The organism is Aliarcobacter thereius LMG 24486 (genome assembly GCF_004214815.1).
Lineage (GTDB): Bacteria > Campylobacterota > Campylobacteria > Campylobacterales > Arcobacteraceae > Aliarcobacter > Aliarcobacter thereius.
The window spans coordinates 861,025-878,572 of sequence record NZ_CP035926.1 but is presented as its reverse complement, the minus strand read 5'-3'; the positions used below and the strand labels follow the sequence as shown (position 1 = coordinate 878,572).

Below are 17,548 nucleotides of genomic sequence, written 5' to 3'. Positions count from 1 at the left end.
AAGATTATATCTTAAAGGGCTTTAATTTTTTAAATTCAAAGATAGCCCTATTTCTTGAATAAGATATCCCAACAATTTGCCTTGGATAGTTCAAAAATATATTTTCTTGAATACCATTTTCTATATGTATTATTTTTGGTGATATATCTTTAAGTTCTTCTAAGACACTTTTTATAAAAACAGCATCTTTATCAAATTTTTTTGATTGTAAGTAAGGATTAAAAACTCTAAAATAAGGTACACTATCAACTCCTGTACTAGCAGCCCACTGCCACGAACCAATATTTGAACTTGCTTCATAATCCAAAAGTTTCAAAGCAAAATATTTTTCTCCTTTCTTCCAATCAATGAGTAAATTTTTTGTTAGATATGAAGAAACTATCATTCTTAATCTATTATGCATAAGTCCTGTTTGATTTAAATATTTCATACTAGCATCAATAATAGGAACTCCTGTTTCTCCTTTGCACCATTTTATAAAATCTTCTTCATTTTCATTCCAGTTTATTTCTATACCATTTAAATTTTCAAATTGTGATTTTGGAAAATAGTATAAAATATAGTTATAAAATTCTCTCCAAAACAGCTCTCTAATATAAAAAGCTATCTCTTCTTTTGGTGAATTTAATTTTTTGATTCTATTAAATAAAGTTCTAGGAGAAATAAGTCCAAATCTTAAATGAACAGATAAATTTGAACTAGCATCTAAATAAAAATAATCTCTATCTTTTTGATAATTTTGGATTTTTTTTGAAAAAATATCTATTAACTCATCTGCACTTCTATATAAAAAATTTGGTAATTTTTGTTTTATAAATCCTAAGTCTTCAAGAGTTGGAATAAAGTTATAATTAAAATCTATTTTTTTTAATTTTTTAGGAATTTCAAACTCTTTTATACTATTTGAATCATGTAAGAACTCTAAAGAGTTATAAAAAGCTGTAAAGAGTTTATATGGTGTTTTATTTGGTTTCAAAATATCTTTTGGATCAATTAAAAATGAATCAATAAATCTTTTTATAGGTAAGATATTTGAAATCTCATCATCTCTTTTTTTTGCGTAGTCATCAAAATCTATTGAAGTTAAAATTTCATCAAAACCATCTTTTTTTAGTTTTGTAAAAACATCTTTTGGTGTTTCATAAAATATTGCTAAATCAAGCCCTATTTTTTGTAAGTTCTTTTTTAATTCTAAAACACTTTGATATATAAAAGTAACTCTTTTATCATCTTTTTCTAGCTTATTTAGAATATTCTTATCAAATATAAATATTGCTAAAACTTCATCTTTTGCATTTGATAATATAGCATTATCATCTACTCTTAAATCTCTTCTAAACCATAGTATTTGTTTCATTTTACTAAATTTTTCAAAGTTTCATATATATTTTTATACTTGAATTCAAAACCTAAATCTATTAATCTTTTAGGAACTACATTTTGTCCATCGCTTAAAACTTTTGCACCTTCACTAAATATTATTTTTAATATAAATTCTGGAATTGGAAATATAGTAGGTCTATTTAAAACTTTTCCTAAAGTTTTTGTAAATTCATAGTTTGTAGTAATATTTGGAGCAAGTAAATTAAAAGTTCCATCAAACTTATTTTGTATTACAAATTTATAAGCACTTAGTAAATCTTCTATATGAATATATGGAAAATATTGTTTTCCACTTCCAATAACTCCACCTAATCCAAATTTAAAAGGAGTTATCATTTTTTTAAATGCTCCACCATCTTCTCCTAAAACAATTGCTAATCTAAAAATAGCTACTTTTGTAATATTATTTTTTGCCTTTTGTACCTCTTTTTCCCAATCTTGGCAAAGCTTTGATAAAAAATCATTTGAAAAAGAGCCATTTTCATCATATTTAGCTTTATTATCATAAATTCCAACAGCCGAAGTGGATATAAATAATTTTGGCTTATTTTCAACTCTTTTTATAGATTCTACCAAAGTTTTTGTTGTATTAATTCTACTTTTGTAAAGTATTTCTTTATACTTTTTACTCCATCTATTTATAATATTTGCACCACTTAGATTTATTATTACTTCACTTTTTTCTATAATTTCATCTAATTTTTCAATATCATTTAAAGTTTCTCTACTTAAAATATTTACTTTATAATTATGATTTTCAAAAAATTGAAGCAAACTTTGTCCAACAAAACCACTTCCACCTGATATTAAAATTGTTTTCATATTTATTTATTCTCTTTTGCAAACAAAATAGCATTAAAAACAGCTTTTTTTGCTTGTGGAGAGTTTTTCCAGCAAGAACTTCCTAAAATATCTGAAACAATTTCTGTAATCTCTTCTACACTACTATTTGAAAGCTTTTCTAAAGAGTCAATTCCTATTTCTTCAAATCTTTGGATTACAGTTTCGCCTACAAATTTTAGCTTTAAAAGCTCATCTTTTTCTTCTTTTGAAAATGCCATATATTATCCTTTGTTTTTATATTTTAAATCAGAAATTAACATTCCATAAATAAAACTATCTGTCCACTCACCTTTACTATAAAAATCTTTTATAAAATAAGCTTCTCTTCTCATTCCTATTTTTTCACAAAGTTTAGCTGATACTAAATTTCTTGCATCCATATTTGCTTGTATTCTATGAATATTTTTATTTATAAAAAGATATTCTACAACAGCTTTTAAAGCTTCCGTTGCATAAGCTTTATTGCCATACTTAGGATTAAAGCAATAACCTATTTCAACACAATCTTTCATCTGTGTATTCCAAATATTTATCTCACCAATTACTACATCATCTAAAATACAAGCTAAATTTATAGCAAAATCTTTTTCAAGACTTTGTTTTGATAATTTTTCTTTAAACTCTTCATTTTTATTTTTTTCATTCCATGAATTATGTAGTAAATATTTACATGTTTCTTCATCTTTATAAATATCAAAAAAATCATTTAAATCACTATCTTGAAGAGTTCTTATTTTTAGTCTTTCTGTTTTTATTTGCATTTTAATTCCATACTAAAATTTATTAAATTAATATTTTCTCTTTATGAACTGTATTTGTAAACAATTCAACTATTTGTTTTAATTATTTTTTATCATAATTTCTAATGTTTAAAAGATTTTAACAAGTATTTACTAAATAAAACACTATGTTCTAAGTATCTCTTAGTTACAATTCCACAAATTTATTTTCTCAGGGCAAGGTGAAATTCCTTACTGGTGGTAACTATTTTATAGAAGTCCACGAGCGCCTTATTTATAAGGGTCAAGCAGATTTGGTGTGAATCCAAAACCAACAGTTATAGTCTGGATGAAAGAGAAGATTAAACTTTATTATTTATTAAAAAATTAGGTTTATTGCCCTGATTCAATAAGTTTACTTTAAATAAAAGGAAAACTAATGAATCAACAAATGTCAAATTCACAAAAAAATATTAACAAAGCTATAAAAGCACTTCAAAATGGAACTGGAATTATCATAACTGATGATAAAAACAGAGAAAATGAAGCTGATATTATATTTCATGCAAATACAATTACAGATTCTCAAATGGCACTTCTTATAAGAGAATGTAGTGGAATTGTATGTTTATGTTTAACTCCACAAAAAGTAAAAGAGTTAAATCTTCCTATGATGGTAAAATCAAATAATTCAAGATTTCAAACACCTTTTACAATCTCAATTGAATCAAAAGAAGGTATAACAACGGGAGTTAGTGCAAAAGATAGAGTAAAAACTATAAAATCCGCATTAAAAAAAGATGGTATAAATCATATAATATCTCCAGGACATATTTTTCCTCTTTGTGCTAAGCAAGGAGGTGTTTTAGAAAGAAATGGTCATACAGAAGCTAGTATTGATATGATGAAGTTAGCAAACTTAGAACCAAATGCTGTTTTATGTGAAATTACAAATGAAGATGGAACAATGGCAAAAGGTGAACAAATAACTAATTTTGCCAAAAAACATTCAATGCCAATTATTAGTATAGAAGAGATTATAGAATATAGATTAAATAAAGGAGAGTAATGAATATAATAGATTTTGAAAATATAAATGTAGGATATGATGAAAGAGTTGTTTTAAAAAATATCAATTTAAAAATTGAAGCTGGTGAACATTGGGCTATTTTAGGAGCAAATGGGAGTGGAAAATCTACATTAATGAAACTAATTCAATCAGAAATTCATCCAAGACATACAAATGAATTTAAAAAAGAGATTTTAGGGAAAAGTCATTATTCAATATTTGAACTAAAAAAAGAGCTAGGAATCATCACAAATGATCTTCATAACTATTTTGCTAAAGAAGCTTCTTATATGAATGGATTTGAAGTTGTGTTAAGTGGACATTATAGCTCAGTTGGTATTTTTACTCATCAAGACTTCTCAAAAGAGCAAATAAAAAGAGTAAAAGAAGTTATGAATTTTTTAGAAATATCTGATTTAAAAGATTTAAAAGTTGCTCAAATGAGTACAGGTCAGCTAAGAAAATGTATAGTTGCAAGAGCTTTAATTCATAAACCTAAAGCATTTATTTTAGATGAACCAACTGTTGGTCTTGATATAAAAGCACAGATAAATTTTATAAAAATGTTAAAAAAAATAGCAAAGGACTCTTCAATAATTCTTGTAACTCATCATCTTGAAGAGATTTTTGAAGAGATAGAAAATATTGCTTTAGTTTACAATCAAACTATATATAAAAGTGGCAAAAAAAAGGATATTTTAACTAGTGAAAATCTATCAAAGATTTTTGATACAAAAATAAGTATAAAAGAGAAAAATGATAGATATTTTGTAGAAGAGATTTTATAATCTTTTCTACTATTTTATTTTTTTGGTCTAAAAGCTTTTATAACTTCTTCATCTGTTTCTAAATATGGACCTTCCATAATATCTATACAGTATGGAATTGCTGGGAAAACTGCATCCAAACACTCTTTTATTGATTTTGGTTTTCCTGGAAGATTTACTATTAATGAACTTCCTCTAAGACCTGCTGTTTGTCTTGATAAAATCGCAGTTGGAACATATTGTAAGCTTATACTTCTCATAAGCTCTCCAAAACCTGGCATCATTCTATCACAAACTGCTTCTGTGGCTTCTGGAGTTACATCTCTTAATGCTGGTCCTGTTCCACCTGTTGTTACAACTAAAGAGCATTTTTCATTATCAATTAAATCGATTAAAGTATTTTCAATAATTTTTCTATCATCACTAATACATCTATAAACTGGTTCCCAAGGAGTTTTTAGATAACTATTTAAAGTATCAATAATAGCTTTTCCTGATAAATCTTCATAAACTCCTGAACTTGCTCTATCGCTTGTTGTGATTATTCCAATTTTTGCAATCATAATATATGTCCTTTATCTTTAAAATAGTAAACAGTAGCAAAATCTTTAAAAAACTCTTTTGCTTCTAAACTATCAATAATTTTATCATTTTGCCCTAAAAAAACCTCTATTTTAAGACCTTTTCCTAATAACTCTTCTAAATCTTCTTTGCTCCATTTAAAGTTTATAAGCTCTTCTAGCTCTTCATAGTTTCCTTTTTTAAAAAACTTTTCTATATCTTTTGAAGAGTTAGCTTTGACATTTTTCAAAAAAGTTTTTATATATGATTCTTCATCTTTTTTGAAAAACATAACTTGCATTCTTTTAAACTTTTCATCTTTATTTTGAAAAAAAGCTGGAGAAAAGAGTTGTAATTTATCAACTCTTTTTTTACTATTTCTTACTTCTAAAAAAGCTTTTATAGCTCCATAAGAGAATCCACTTACTACAAATTCTCCTTTTTCTATATACTCTTCAAAAAGTTCACTCTCATTTATAAAGCAAAAACCACTAAAAAAACTCTTAGAAATCATTTAGAGTTATTACCTCATTTTTAAGCATAATCTCTTTTAATCTATTAAGTTCATCAATGTTTTGAGAAAGTGTTGCTCTTAAATCATTCTTTATAGAGTTTATAAGCTCATTTTCATCTGTTGCCATTTTATAATCTAAAACCATTTTTAAAGCTAAATCATAAGCTCTTTTTATATCAGATTCATTTACAAAAAACTTCTCTTTTTTTATAAGTTCAAGTCCAATAACACCAGCTAAATCAATCTTAATACTCATAACTAACTCACTAAAAGATGGATATACGGAATCTGTTTTATATATATTTTCATCCAAAAGTGCTATTTTTGTTTTTGAAATAAATGCTTTACAAGTTTGATAAGTAGCTAAAATATCTTTTTGTTCATTATCAAGTATTTTTATCTGTTTTTTACCAAATTCTAATTTATTTTTTGCCACTTCAATATCACTATAATCAAGTACTTGTCTATTGTTTTTTATCATATTTAAAAGTGCTTCATTTACCAAGGTTGAAAGTGCTGCTGAGTTAAATCCTGCTGTTTCATTTACAAGTTTATCAATATTTATTTCATTGTTTGTTTCTTTTAAATATAGCTCCAAAATTTTCTTTCTATCATCTATATTTGGTAAACTCAAATGAACTCTTCTATCAAATCTTCCAGCTCTTAAAAGTGCATCATCTAAAACTTCAATTTTATTTGTAGCAGCAATTACAATAACTCCACTATCTCCTTCAAATCCATCCATCTGAGTTAGAAGTTCATTTAATGTTGATTCTCTTTCATCATTTGATTTTCCACTTCTTGCTTTACCAACTGCATCAATTTCATCTATAAAAACAATAGATGGAGCATTTATCTTTGCACTATTAAAAAGTTCTCTTACTTTTTTTGCTCCCATTCCCACATAAATATGAACAAAACTAGCTCCACTTTGATAAAAAAATGGAACTTGTGCTTCTCCTGCAACTGCTCTTGCAATCAAAGTTTTTCCAACTCCTGGAGGACCAACTAGTAAAACACCTTTTGGAAGTTTTACACCAAACTTTTGGTATTTTTTTGGATTATTTAAAAAATCAACTATCTCTTCAAGCTCTTCTTTAATCTCTTTTATTCCTGCAACATCTTTAAAAGTAATATTTGATTTTACAGATTGAACACCTTGCTCAATAGCAACATTTTGTTCATAGTTCTTTTTGAGTTCTTTATCAAAATTCGAAGGCTCTTCTTTTGTTTTTCCTATTTTAAAATACTCTCTTATTTTCTCTTGTTTAGCTCTTAAGATAAAAGATAAAATAAGTAATATAATTAAAAATACAATTCCAATATAATATCCTGTCCCTTCAATATTTGAACTACTTTTATAAAGTGTATAAGTAAATAAAACTATCAATGCAATAGCTGATAGAAGCATTAGCTTAAAGTTCTTATCCATATTTTTATTATTTGAATTTTGCTTCATTTTTAACATCCTTTACTAAATAAGAATCAAGATTTACCCAATCTCCAAGTAAATCTTCACTTGATTCAATCTCAACTTGATTAAAAAACTGATCAAATCCAAGATATTTTCCATTTTTTTCTTGTTCTACTAAAACTTCAAGATTTACTTGATTGTTTTTCCTAAACTCATAGTTTTTTTGTTTTATTATCTCTACAAGTTCAATATATCTATCTTTTGCAATATCGCCTTTTACTATATCTTTCATAGAAGCACTTGGAGTTCCATCTCTTTTTGAGTATGTAAATGCATGAATATGTGTTAAAGGAAAATTATGAAGATTTTTCATAGCTTCTTCCCAAAGCTCTTTTGTTTCCCCTGGATGCCCAACTATAAAATCAGTTCCAAGGGCATATCCATTTTGGCTTAAAAATTCAAAAAGTTCTAAATCACTTAAAACTTTATTTCTTCTATTCATTATTTTTAACATATCTTTTGATGTATGTTGAAGTGCAATATGAAGATGTTTTGCCATAAAAGGTTCGTTTATAAGTTCTCTAAACTCATCATCAATTTGAATAGGTTCAATACTTCCCATTCTAATTCGTTTAACACCTTTTATAAGTGCCATTTTTTTAAGAAGTTTTGCTAAAGAAGTGTGCATTTTTTTACCATAACTTCCTACATTTGTTCCTGTTAAAATAAACTCAGAAAAACCATTTTGTGCCAAAGTTTCTACTTGATTTAAAATAACACTCTCTTCATAGCTTCTAGCATCTCCTCTTACATGAGGAATTATGCAATATGAACATCTAAAATCACAACCTTCTTGGATTTTTATAAATGCCCTACTTTTCCCTACAAACTCTTCTACAACAGTTTTATCAAGACTTTTAAGATCTCCAAGTTTAAAAAACTTCTCATCTATTTTTAGAAGTTCATTTATGTTCTCTTTTTCACTTGCTCCAAAAAGTCCATCAATCTTATCTTCACCAAATAGTTTCTCGCCTTTTGTTCTTGTTCCACAGCCTGTAAAAATCACTTTTGGACTATTTCCTAATTTTTTAAGTCCATTTATATAACTTCTTGCAGTTGTATCAGCACTATTTGTAACTGTACAAGAGTTAATTATCACTATATTTGCATCTTTTTCATTTTGTGTTACTTCAAAATCTTTTAAATTACTCATCATAACTTGAGTATCAAAGATATTTGTTCTACATCCAAAAGTTTTAAAAAATACTTTTGGTTTATTTGTACTAAAATTCATACTATCTTCTCATCATAATATCATCTATATCAGAGTTTGAAAACTCTTTTGCTCTTGATGAACCATAAGCATTTTTTGTTTCGTTTATATTTAGTTGTTGAGTTGGATAAGCTATACTAATATCTTCTTCTTTCATAAGTGCATCTAAAATCTCTGTACTAACTGTACTTCTTAAAACAAGTGCAGCAAAAGAGTTTGTAAGATACCATCCAGAAATCACAACTCCATATGGTTCAATAAATGTAAATACTCTTGGTTCAACTCCTGTTGCTCTTAATTGATATTTATTTCTCATTTTTGATAACTGTTTTCTTGTAATATCACTATAACCTTTTGAATAATGTTTTAAAATTTCTCTTATAATCTTTTGTGCTTTTTTATGATTTGAATCAAAAGTAATTGTAATATCAATTCCATCCCAAATAGTTTTTAATTCACTATGACTATAATTTGAGATTAATTCAGAAAATATATAGTTGTTTGGTACAAAAAATATTCTTCCTGCTCTTCTATTTTTATAGTAAGAAACCATAGTAATATCTTCTTTAATAGTTATTTTAAATAGTGAAATATCTAAAACATCTCCAACAGTTTCAACTTCTCCTTTTGTAACTCTTATTCTATCTCCAACTTGAATAAAACCAGAAGTTACAATAACCATCCATCCAAATAAAGACATAAACCAATCTTTTAAAGCAATAGCAATACCAGCTGATGCAAATCCAAGGATTGTAACAAGATAAGCAACATTATCAATATATGAAAAAAGTAAAACCATCAAAATCAAAAAAGCTAAAGAGAAATTTAAGATTTTATTTACCATATAGTAGTTTTCATTTTGAATATAATATTTCTTTAAAACCATTTTTACTAAGAAAGTAACTCCAAAGAAAATCATAATAATAAATGAGATATTTAACATTTTTTGAAATTGTGCTGTTATCTCATTTTTTGTTTCTAATATTACTTGTTCTGTTTTTTTCCTAAATACCTCTGATGTTGTACTTACGATATCTAAAACAATCTCAAAATCTCTTCTTTGTTTATCAAGATATAATATTTTCTCACTTATCTCTATTCTTTGTTCTAAAGCATTAATCTCGCTATAAATATCTAGCTCTTCTTTTAATATTTTCAACAACTCTTCAAGCTGTCTTTCCAAATCTAAAAACTGTTGTCTATTTTGCTCTAATTTTTTTATATTAGAAAATGCACCAATTATCTCAAATGGATTAGTAAGTGTTTCTATTTTATCAATTTCAGGTGGGTTTATTAATCCTCCAATAGGAGAACCTTTATATTCTCCTATTAGTTCCAACTCATTTTCTTTAACTCTTATCTTATTTAGTAGTTGATACTCTTGCTCATCAGATAGCTTTCTTTTATTTTTTAAACTCTGTTTCAAAACTTCAAGATCATTTGCTATTTTGCTGTATGAAAGATAGTTTAAATACCTTTTTATCAAGATATTTTCTTTGTATGTATTTTCTATTTGATTAACTTTATCTAGAAGTATATTTATCTCTGTTCGGTTTGAAAAATCCAAAGATTCATCAACTGTGTTTTCTTCTGCTTTTATAAAACTTATTGTTAGTAAAAATACAAAAGAGAGTTTTATAATCTTTTGTATCATCTAAACTCCCTTAAAATTACACAAACATCATCTTTATTTATCTCATCAGTTATTTTGCAATCTCCTATTCCAAGTGGTAAAATAAACTTTATTTTACTATTGCTTGATTTTTTATCTAAGAAAAAATGCTCATAGAAATCTTCTACATCTTCGATTTTATAACTTGTAGGAATATTATATTTTTCTAGTAAAGTTTTAACTCTTTTCTCTTCTTCTTTGCTCATAATTCCAAGTTTAACTGCAAGTGCATTTGCCATACAAATACCAATTCCTACTGCTTCTCCGTGAAGATATGTTTTATAGTTTGTAAGATTTTCTATAACATGTCCAAAAGTATGTCCATAGTTTAAAGCAGCTCTTAATCCTTGCTCTTTTTCATCTTGTGAAACTACCCAAGCTTTTGTTTCAACAGATTTTAAAATAGCTATATCTATATTTTTTTTATCATTTAAATCATTGTTTTCAAGCCAAGAAAAAAACTCTTTATTGAAACAAACAGCCATTTTAACTATCTCAGCAATTCCTGCTCCAAACTCTCTTTTTGGCAAAGTTTCTAAAAAACTAGAATCTATATAAACAGCTTTTGGTTGATGAAAAGTTCCTATTAGGTTTTTACCGTATTTGTTGTTTATTCCTGTTTTCCCACCAACACTTGCATCTACTTGAGAAAGCAAAGTTGTAGGAATTTGAATAAAATCTATTCCTCTTTGGTAAATAGATGCTGCAAAACCTGTCATATCGCCTACAACTCCGCCACCAAATGCTATTAAAAGTGATTTTCTATCTAATTTTGCTTCAAAGCAAGTTGTAAGAATATTTTGTAAAGAGTCAAAGTTTTTATACTCTTCTCCATCTTCCAAAATACAAATACTAAGCTCTTTTGCACTAATTTTTATCTTTAGATATTCTAAATGTAGATTTGCTATTGTTGAATTTGTTACAATCACAACTTTTCTATCAAAGCTTAATTGCTGAAGTTTTTCTATAAATATTTCATATGAGTTATCATTTTGTAGCTCTATTTTTACTCTCATTTTGTTTTTTCCATCGTTTAAATAAGTGTTGATAATAGCTAATTTTTACTAAAAAAAGGCTTTTTTGATAGTTTATAAGATAATATATGAGAAATTTTTAGGAGTAAAAATGAGAGAGATAATTTTAATAAGACATGCAAAATCTTCTTGGAAAGATATAAGTTTAGATGATTTTTCAAGACCTTTAAATAAAAGAGGAGAAAAAGATGCACCATTTATGGCAAAAAAATTAAAATCTCTTATACAAACTCCTGATTTGATAATCTCTTCTCCATCTCTTAGAACAAAACTAACTTTAAAAAGTTTTTTAGATGAGTTTAAATACAAAAAAGATGTAGTTTTTGAAAAAAACATATATGAAGCACCTTTAGAAAATCTTTTAGATGTACTTAAAAATATAGAAAATAAACATAATACAATATTTTTTATAGGTCATAATCCAGGATTTAATCTTTTGGCTGATTATTTACTTGGTGGTTTTACTGAAAATATTCCTACAAGTGGGATTTTAAAAATGAGTTTAGATATAAACTCTTGGAGTGAATTAAAAGAAGATTGTGCTAGTTTGGAGTTTTTTATATATCCAAAGATGTTTTAAATCTTAGCAAAAAAGGGTAAAAGGGGAAAGAAATATTACAATTTGTAATTAAATTTGATTTTTATATTTTAAGCTTTTTCAAATAGCTATTTTCTAGCTTCAAATCCTTTTGTGTCGTTTGCTAAAAACTTTTTAAGATGATTCATTTTCATTTTCTTTTTTTATATTTATTGGCAAGTTTTTATTAAAAATATGAAATACAAAAATCTCTTTTTTATCAAAATCTACTTCATAAACTATTGTATATCCTTTAAAAGTCAAATCTCTTATATTTTCATCATCAAAATAGTATGATTTTCTATATTTTAGAGGAAAATCTGATAATGCTTTAATAGTTTTTAAAAGTTCTTTTTTGAAATTTTGTGCAGCAGATAATTTATCTTTTGATATAAATTCATAAATAATATATAAAATTTTTTTCAAAATTATTTGAAAGTTTAATTTGCATATTTTTTATCTATTTCTTTTTCAAATAAATCAAATCTTTTCTCAAACTCATCTATTGAATAAAGCTTTTCTTTGCCATCTTTTATATCTTCTCTTATTTTTTGAAGTTGTTTTTTTCTATCATCAAAATATATATCTTCATAATCGCTACTATTTCGAACTAATATTTTATTTTGACTTTTTTGTACAAAGTTTAGAAACTCTTTCAAAAAACTATCTTGAATATCTATTGTTAAAGTTTTCATAAAAAATCCTTTTTAAATCAAGTTTTAGATTATATCATATTTGATTTTTATATTTTAAGCTTTTTCAAATAGCTCTTTTCTAGCTTCAAATCCTTTTGTGTCGTTTGCTAAAAATTTTTCAATATAATTCATTTTGATTTTGATGCTTCTATTAGTTTTAAGCTAATTTTTTTCATTTTCAGATAAAAAATTTAATGACGCGTAATACTCGGCATCATTATAAAAATTTAATTCCATATTTTTTAACTCTTTTAATACAACCTCATTATCTTTATATTTTTTAGTATAAAAATCTATTGTAAAAACTTTATCTTTCTTTTGAAGTTGTTCACGGTCATATATTTCTATTAATGAGTAATATTTAGTTTTGTCTTCTTCATTTTTTATTACAGATTTTAAAGCTCTTTTATATTGCTTCAAACAATACAAATATCTTCTATGTTTTCTCATATTTTGATAATAATATTTTAAACTATCTTTTTCAAAAATATAACTTATACTTGACAATAATTCTTTGTCAGTTTTATCTATGTAATCAAATTGTTTTAAAAGTGGAATTTCAAATACTTTTTTTATTTGTTTTTGATACTCTTTTATATCTTTTTCTATTTTGTTTAAAATTTTGTCCAAATATTTATTTAAAAAAATTTTATGATTTTCTATTATTTCTTGAACACTATATTTTTTTAATTCTGATTCTTTCATTGAATATTTTGCATAAGAGATATAATTTTCATCTTCATTTCTGATATCAAAAAGAATAGATGATTTTAATTTATTATTATCTCTTTTATCTCTACTTATAGGATGTCCTATTAGTTCATTTCTTATATCTCTATTTGGATTTTTATCTTCGTTTGTAGATTTTTGAAGTTTAAATATATATAGTAATTCATCTATTAAATCTTGTTGAGTATAAATAACTTGTAATAAAACTATTATTTGAGATATATAATTTTTTTCAGATTTAATTTTTTTAAATGGTTTAACTAAATCTAATGTGTCATGAAGATAGTTATTCAAATCTCCATAATAATTTGTTTTAACTTCATCAGTAAAATTTATTTTTTTTTGAAAAAACTCTTTTATAAAATAATAGTCATTCCAATAGGAGTTTATTTTTGATAGTTTAGATTTAATTATTTTCATATACTATTATTTTATTGTTTTTATTGTCTTGATTTAATGTTAGGCTTAATCCTAAATTTAATTCAGTATCAACAAAACCATTAAAATCAACTTTTTTAAAAGATTCATTTCCCCACATATCCTTTACGCAAGAAGAGTATGATTTAAATAATTCATTACAATTTTCTAATAAATACTTACCAAAATTTTCAATTGATAAAGTATTTGATAATCCTGAAAGTAAACCTAATATTTCACAATTATGCATACCATTAAATTCGATTCCTTTCCAAGAATATATGATATAGTATATTTCATCATAATTTATATCATTAACAATAAATTTTCTATCATCTTGTTTATCTATATTTACAGATATTTTATTATCAAAATTATCTTTTAAAAATCGTTGCATGAATTCATCTTTTGGAATAACATCTTTTATGAACCTTTTAGATATATTAAAAAAATAATAACCTTTATTTGAAATAGTAAAAACTCCTATAGATGGATTAAAGAAAAAATTATTATCATATTTTTCTAATCTTTCAAGCTCAGACTTATTTTTTAAATTACTATCAAAACTAAAAAGAGAAGTTCTACCTTTAAAACCTTCTAGTTTTTTACAATTATTAAACTTTTTTATAGTTGTTTTTAATTCATTTGCATTTAGTGTACTCTTTATTTCAAATACGTAATCAACTGCTTCTACTGGAACAAAACTCAAACTACTTCCAAATAATATTGATGGTAAAACTTCTGGATTATAAATTATTAAATCAGATTCGTTTGATTGTATACCTTTGAAATCTTGAATTATTCCTTTTGTAATTTTATATTTTTTTGGAATAATATTTTTAATTAACTCTTCTAGTAATATTTCATTTAATGAGCCTTTAATTCCTTGATGATTAACTGTTTTATTAGTTTTATAAGAATGCTTCAAAAAATCGATTTTTTGATTTATTATTTCATATATAAAATTACTCATAAATTGCCCTCTACAATTTTAATTTCATCAGGAGTTAAATCATAGAGTTTATAAACCATTTGGTCGATTGTTTTTTCATTTGTTGTGCAGATATTTTCTAGGTTTTCAAGCTCTTTTTTAAGTGCGATTTCTCTATCAAAGTTGTTATTTTTTATAGCTTCATCTAAAAGAGGTTTATAATCTTTTATTTTTTGTTTAGCTTCCAAAATCTCATCTACAAGTTTTATAAATGGTTTTTGTGATTCTTCATCTATTTTTGGGATTGGAAAAACTTCAACAAATATTTTTGATAATTGATAACCTTGTCCTACTTGTCTTATAGATTGTTTCATATAATGTAACAAAGATTTAGAATTAAGAATAGAAATAATATATTTTAAATTATTTCCTTCAATTAAAAAAGCTGTTTTGTCTAAATAATAACCATTTTTATCATACTCAAAAGCATTTGGATTACTTGCTATTTCTGGATATATGATTTTATCTTTTTCAAAGCTACTTAAATAAGCACAACTTCTTAGATTATAAGAAGTAATACCTTTATCACTTCTTTTTTCTAATTTGTCATAATATTGGTCTAAATGTTCTTTAATAGCTTGATAATTTTCTATATTAACTGGTGGATTATTATGTGAATTGATAAGCCATTTATTTGCGAAGATTACAGAATATTTTTTAATATCTTTTCCTCTTAAAAGTGGTTTAATAATTTCTAAACTTTTAGAGTCTTTTTTTATTAATTCATTTTTAATATTTTCATCTATAATAAATGCTTCATTAAATCCAGTTTTTATTCCATAATTTATCTTTATATCCCACTCTTTTAAAGGAATACCTATTTTTTCTATTTTTTGTTTTATTGCTAGTTCTTTTGGATTTGAGAAGCTAAAGCTAGTTTTTGTTAAATCACTTTGTTTCATATCATAGCTATTAATTAAATCTACATCTACAACTTTAAAAGTAGAATTATTATCTGATTTTGTTTTTTGAAATATTGTAATTGCACTATCAACTGTTGCATCTTCAAAGATTTTTACACCATTAAAATCTGCTATCTGGAAAATTGTAGTATTTTGTAAAATATACTCTCTTAAATTTTCTCCATATTTTGCACGAAAGAATTTATTACTACAAATAAAGCCTTTTAAACCATTTGGTTTTAACATATTTAAAGCTAATTCATAAAAATATACATATAAATCAGCTGTTCCATTTGCTACTTTGTAGATTTTACTCAAAGCTTCTTTTTGCTCTTTTATCGCTTCTTGTCTTACATAAGGTGGATTTCCAATCACTATATCAAAACTATTTTCACTAAATGGCATCTCTAAAAGTGAGTTTGCACAAACTATCTTGTCTGCTAGTTTGGTAAGTGGTCTACCTCTTTTTGCAGTTCGTAGCCACAAACTTAGCTTTGCAATTTCTACGGCATCTTCATTTATATCCACTCCATAAAGATTGTGTTCAAGGATTTCTTCCTCTACCATATATGAAGCAAACAAATCGCCCATCAAAGCCAAATCATTTTGTAGATTTTTGTGTTCAGATATTAAGTATTCCAAAGCTTGATTTAAAAATGCACCACTTCCACAAGCTGGGTCTAGGATTTTTAGATTTAGAAGCCAGTTTTTATACTCTTGCAGGTTTTCTTTTGTTTGTTGCTCTTGTTTTGTTAGTTTTTTTGGGTTAGATGGAGGTGTTATCTCAACAATTTTTAGCTCTTCTCTTTTCTCACTACACATTTTTCCTAAAGTGTTTTCTACAATATATCTTGTGATATATTCAGGAGTATAAAATACACCATCTTTTTTTCTTTTTGATTTTGTTTTATCAAAGTTTACATTGTCTATATTTGCTTGAAGCTCTTCAAGGTCTGTTAAACTCTGTTCAAAAATATGTCCCAAAATATTTACAGATATTTCACTTGCAAAATCGTAGTTAGATAGTATTTGAACATTTTCATCTAAAATAAAATCATCTATAATCAAACTATCAAGAAGTTCATCAACAGCAAAAAGTCCACCATTGTACTCTGGAATATCTAATCTTGCATCTCCTTTGTTTATAGCATCAAAATAGAATTTATAAATATCATACAAAGAGTAGTTTGTAAACTTCTGATTTATAAACTCCTCTCTTATCTCTTTTATAGTATTTGCACGAAGCAAAGTTCTATCTTCTGCAAATAGTATAAAAATAATTCGGTCGCATAGTTTTTGTGTGAGCCTTAGAAGTACAGATTTTTCTATACTTAAATTGTTTTTTACTAAATTATCAAAAAGAAGTATCCTAAAGTTTGAAAAATCTTTATATAACTCTTTTGAGATATTTTGTTCAAATTTATTTGATTTTTCTCTTATTTTTAATGCTTTTTCTTCTTTGATATTTTCATAAGCTAAAAGAAGATGAAGCTTACAAAACTCATCATAAGATAGATTAAACAGAGAAAAACTCTCATAAGCTGTACTTTTTTCTATATAAAATCTTAATTCATCAAAATTTGAGATTATCACATATTTTGCTTTTGAGTGTTGAGATAGGTAGTAAAATGCTTGTTGCTGAACTTTATCAAGATTTCTTGTATCTTGAGCTTTTAGCTCTATTACTCCAATTATTTCACTATTTAAATAAAAAACTCCATCAGCTTTTTTGCTATCTGTTTCGTTTTTCTTCTCTCTTTCAAGATTAAAAAAGCTTGGATTTGTAGTTTTTAGAGTATATCCAAGACAAGATTCAAAAATATCTTTCAAGAATCCATCTTGATACTCTTCTTCTTTGAAATCTTTTATAGCTTCTACTTTTGATTTGTAGTTTTGGTAAGATGCCCATCTAGTTGCAACTAACTTTTCATCATCATTAAAAGTTTTTAAAACACTATTTTGAAACAATTTTAAATCCCCTATTAAAT

Annotated in this window: 18 protein-coding genes and 1 riboswitch; of the genes, 3 read left to right on the top strand and 15 right to left on the bottom strand. The window is 25.4% G+C overall.

Annotated features, from left to right (window positions below):
* Window positions 1-4: 4 nt before the first annotated feature.
* Genes ATH_RS04530 through ATH_RS04515 form a run of 4 tightly spaced genes read right to left on the bottom strand, consistent with a single transcriptional unit; the run spans window position 5 to window position 2,987 of the window.
* Complete coding sequence (locus ATH_RS04530) at window positions 5-1,357, bottom strand: cryptochrome/photolyase family protein (protein WP_066183753.1); 1,353 nt, start codon at window positions 1,355-1,357, stop codon at window positions 5-7.
* Window positions 1,354-2,205, bottom strand: a complete 852-nt coding sequence (locus tag ATH_RS04525) for a TIGR01777 family oxidoreductase (protein ID WP_066390461.1) — start codon at window positions 2,203-2,205, stop codon at window positions 1,354-1,356. Before ATH_RS04525 ends, ATH_RS04530 begins: the two co-directional genes overlap by 4 nt.
* A gap of 2 nt (window positions 2,206-2,207) precedes the next feature.
* A complete protein-coding gene (locus ATH_RS04520) occupies window positions 2,208-2,444 on the bottom strand; it encodes a Pathogenicity locus (protein WP_066390462.1) in 237 nt (78 codons plus the stop codon).
* 3 nt (window positions 2,445-2,447) lie between these two features.
* On the bottom strand, window positions 2,448-2,987 hold the full coding sequence (locus ATH_RS04515) for a GNAT family N-acetyltransferase (RefSeq protein WP_066183744.1): 540 nt from the start codon (window positions 2,985-2,987) through the stop codon (window positions 2,448-2,450).
* Between the two features lie 182 nt (window positions 2,988-3,169).
* Window positions 3,170-3,310, top strand: a riboswitch (FMN riboswitch).
* 74 nt (window positions 3,311-3,384) lie between these two features.
* Between ATH_RS04515 and ribB the strand changes: the two genes are divergently transcribed.
* Both ribB and ATH_RS04505 read left to right on the top strand, forming a co-directional pair.
* Window positions 3,385-4,014: a 3,4-dihydroxy-2-butanone-4-phosphate synthase gene (gene ribB, locus ATH_RS04510; protein WP_066186281.1), complete on the top strand. Its 630-nt coding sequence runs from the start codon at window positions 3,385-3,387 to the stop codon at window positions 4,012-4,014.
* Window positions 4,014-4,802, top strand: a complete 789-nt coding sequence (locus ATH_RS04505; protein ID WP_066183736.1) for an ABC transporter ATP-binding protein — start codon at window positions 4,014-4,016, stop codon at window positions 4,800-4,802. The genes ribB and ATH_RS04505 overlap by 1 nt, the downstream gene beginning before the upstream one ends.
* Before the next feature lie 14 nt (window positions 4,803-4,816).
* On the opposite strand, the gene mog is transcribed toward ATH_RS04505, so the two are convergent.
* From mog to aroB, 6 genes are read right to left on the bottom strand one after another with little or no spacing between them, the layout of a single operon-like run.
* Window positions 4,817-5,344, bottom strand: coding sequence for a molybdopterin adenylyltransferase (gene mog, locus ATH_RS04500; RefSeq protein WP_066183733.1), 528 nt, complete (start codon window positions 5,342-5,344; stop codon window positions 4,817-4,819).
* Window positions 5,341-5,856 carry a pimelyl-ACP methyl ester esterase BioV gene (gene bioV, locus ATH_RS04495; protein WP_066183730.1) on the bottom strand — a complete coding sequence of 172 codons (516 nt, stop codon included), beginning with the start codon at window positions 5,854-5,856 and terminating at the stop codon, window positions 5,341-5,343. The genes mog and bioV overlap by 4 nt, the downstream gene beginning before the upstream one ends.
* Window positions 5,846-7,315, bottom strand: a complete 1,470-nt coding sequence (locus tag ATH_RS04490) for an AAA family ATPase (RefSeq protein ID WP_066183727.1) — start codon at window positions 7,313-7,315, stop codon at window positions 5,846-5,848. Before ATH_RS04490 ends, bioV begins: the two co-directional genes overlap by 11 nt.
* Window positions 7,296-8,564: a tRNA (N(6)-L-threonylcarbamoyladenosine(37)-C(2))-methylthiotransferase MtaB gene (gene mtaB / locus ATH_RS04485; protein ID WP_066186283.1), complete on the bottom strand. Its 1,269-nt coding sequence runs from the start codon at window positions 8,562-8,564 to the stop codon at window positions 7,296-7,298. Before mtaB ends, ATH_RS04490 begins: the two co-directional genes overlap by 20 nt.
* Before the next feature lies 1 nt (window position 8,565).
* Complete coding sequence (locus ATH_RS04480) at window positions 8,566-10,197, bottom strand: mechanosensitive ion channel family protein (RefSeq protein ID WP_083190940.1); 1,632 nt, start codon at window positions 10,195-10,197, stop codon at window positions 8,566-8,568.
* Window positions 10,194-11,231: a 3-dehydroquinate synthase gene (gene aroB / locus ATH_RS04475; RefSeq protein WP_066390464.1), complete on the bottom strand. Its 1,038-nt coding sequence runs from the start codon at window positions 11,229-11,231 to the stop codon at window positions 10,194-10,196. Before aroB ends, ATH_RS04480 begins: the two co-directional genes overlap by 4 nt.
* Before the next feature lie 109 nt (window positions 11,232-11,340).
* On the opposite strand from aroB, the gene ATH_RS04470 reads away from it, so the two are divergent.
* On the top strand, window positions 11,341-11,829 hold the full coding sequence (locus ATH_RS04470; RefSeq protein WP_066183718.1) for a SixA phosphatase family protein: 489 nt from the start codon (window positions 11,341-11,343) through the stop codon (window positions 11,827-11,829).
* 132 nt (window positions 11,830-11,961) lie between these two features.
* Here ATH_RS04470 and ATH_RS04465 read toward each other — a convergent pair whose 3' ends face one another.
* The 5 genes from ATH_RS04465 to ATH_RS04445 all read right to left on the bottom strand — a co-directional run bounded on the left by ATH_RS04465 (window position 11,962) and on the right by ATH_RS04445 (window position 17,528).
* Window positions 11,962-12,252 (bottom strand): type II toxin-antitoxin system RelE/ParE family toxin, encoded by a 291-nt coding sequence (locus tag ATH_RS04465; protein WP_228140850.1) that lies wholly within the window; start codon window positions 12,250-12,252, stop codon window positions 11,962-11,964.
* Between the two features lie 14 nt (window positions 12,253-12,266).
* Entirely contained in the window at window positions 12,267-12,521 is a 255-nt protein-coding gene (locus ATH_RS04460) for a hypothetical protein (RefSeq protein ID WP_066183714.1), read from the bottom strand.
* 162 nt (window positions 12,522-12,683) lie between these two features.
* Window positions 12,684-13,670 (bottom strand): hypothetical protein, encoded by a 987-nt coding sequence (locus tag ATH_RS04455; protein ID WP_066390470.1) that lies wholly within the window; start codon window positions 13,668-13,670, stop codon window positions 12,684-12,686.
* The gene (locus ATH_RS04450) at window positions 13,657-14,640 is read right to left on the bottom strand and encodes a DUF6602 domain-containing protein (protein ID WP_066390473.1); all 984 of its coding nucleotides are present in this window, start codon (window positions 14,638-14,640) and stop codon (window positions 13,657-13,659) included. The genes ATH_RS04455 and ATH_RS04450 overlap by 14 nt, the downstream gene beginning before the upstream one ends.
* Complete coding sequence (locus ATH_RS04445) at window positions 14,637-17,528, bottom strand: Eco57I restriction-modification methylase domain-containing protein (RefSeq protein ID WP_066390476.1); 2,892 nt, start codon at window positions 17,526-17,528, stop codon at window positions 14,637-14,639. Before ATH_RS04445 ends, ATH_RS04450 begins: the two co-directional genes overlap by 4 nt.
* Window positions 17,529-17,548 lie beyond the last annotated feature (20 nt).

What these genes read in the sequence shown, in the direction of transcription:
- ATH_RS04530 (WP_066183753.1), bottom strand. Translation starts at nt 1,357, where the DNA reads ATGAAACAAATACTATGGTTTAGAAGAGATTTAAGAGTAGATGATAAT.
- ATH_RS04525 (WP_066390461.1), bottom strand. Translation starts at nt 2,205, where the DNA reads ATGAAAACAATTTTAATATCAGGTGGAAGTGGTTTTGTTGGACAAAGT.
- ATH_RS04520 (WP_066390462.1), bottom strand. Translation starts at nt 2,444, where the DNA reads ATGGCATTTTCAAAAGAAGAAAAAGATGAGCTTTTAAAGCTAAAATTT.
- ATH_RS04515 (WP_066183744.1), bottom strand. Translation starts at nt 2,987, where the DNA reads ATGCAAATAAAAACAGAAAGACTAAAAATAAGAACTCTTCAAGATAGT.
- ribB (WP_066186281.1), top strand. Translation starts at nt 3,385, where the DNA reads ATGAATCAACAAATGTCAAATTCACAAAAAAATATTAACAAAGCTATA.
- ATH_RS04505 (WP_066183736.1), top strand. Translation starts at nt 4,014, where the DNA reads ATGAATATAATAGATTTTGAAAATATAAATGTAGGATATGATGAAAGA.
- mog (WP_066183733.1), bottom strand. Translation starts at nt 5,344, where the DNA reads ATGATTGCAAAAATTGGAATAATCACAACAAGCGATAGAGCAAGTTCA.
- bioV (WP_066183730.1), bottom strand. Translation starts at nt 5,856, where the DNA reads ATGATTTCTAAGAGTTTTTTTAGTGGTTTTTGCTTTATAAATGAGAGT.
- ATH_RS04490 (WP_066183727.1), bottom strand. Translation starts at nt 7,315, where the DNA reads ATGAAGCAAAATTCAAATAATAAAAATATGGATAAGAACTTTAAGCTA.
- mtaB (WP_066186283.1), bottom strand. Translation starts at nt 8,564, where the DNA reads ATGAATTTTAGTACAAATAAACCAAAAGTATTTTTTAAAACTTTTGGA.
- ATH_RS04480 (WP_083190940.1), bottom strand. Translation starts at nt 10,197, where the DNA reads ATGATACAAAAGATTATAAAACTCTCTTTTGTATTTTTACTAACAATA.
- aroB (WP_066390464.1), bottom strand. Translation starts at nt 11,231, where the DNA reads ATGAGAGTAAAAATAGAGCTACAAAATGATAACTCATATGAAATATTT.
- ATH_RS04470 (WP_066183718.1), top strand. Translation starts at nt 11,341, where the DNA reads ATGAGAGAGATAATTTTAATAAGACATGCAAAATCTTCTTGGAAAGAT.
- ATH_RS04460 (WP_066183714.1), bottom strand. Translation starts at nt 12,521, where the DNA reads ATGAAAACTTTAACAATAGATATTCAAGATAGTTTTTTGAAAGAGTTT.
- ATH_RS04455 (WP_066390470.1), bottom strand. Translation starts at nt 13,670, where the DNA reads ATGAAAATAATTAAATCTAAACTATCAAAAATAAACTCCTATTGGAAT.
- ATH_RS04450 (WP_066390473.1), bottom strand. Translation starts at nt 14,640, where the DNA reads ATGAGTAATTTTATATATGAAATAATAAATCAAAAAATCGATTTTTTG.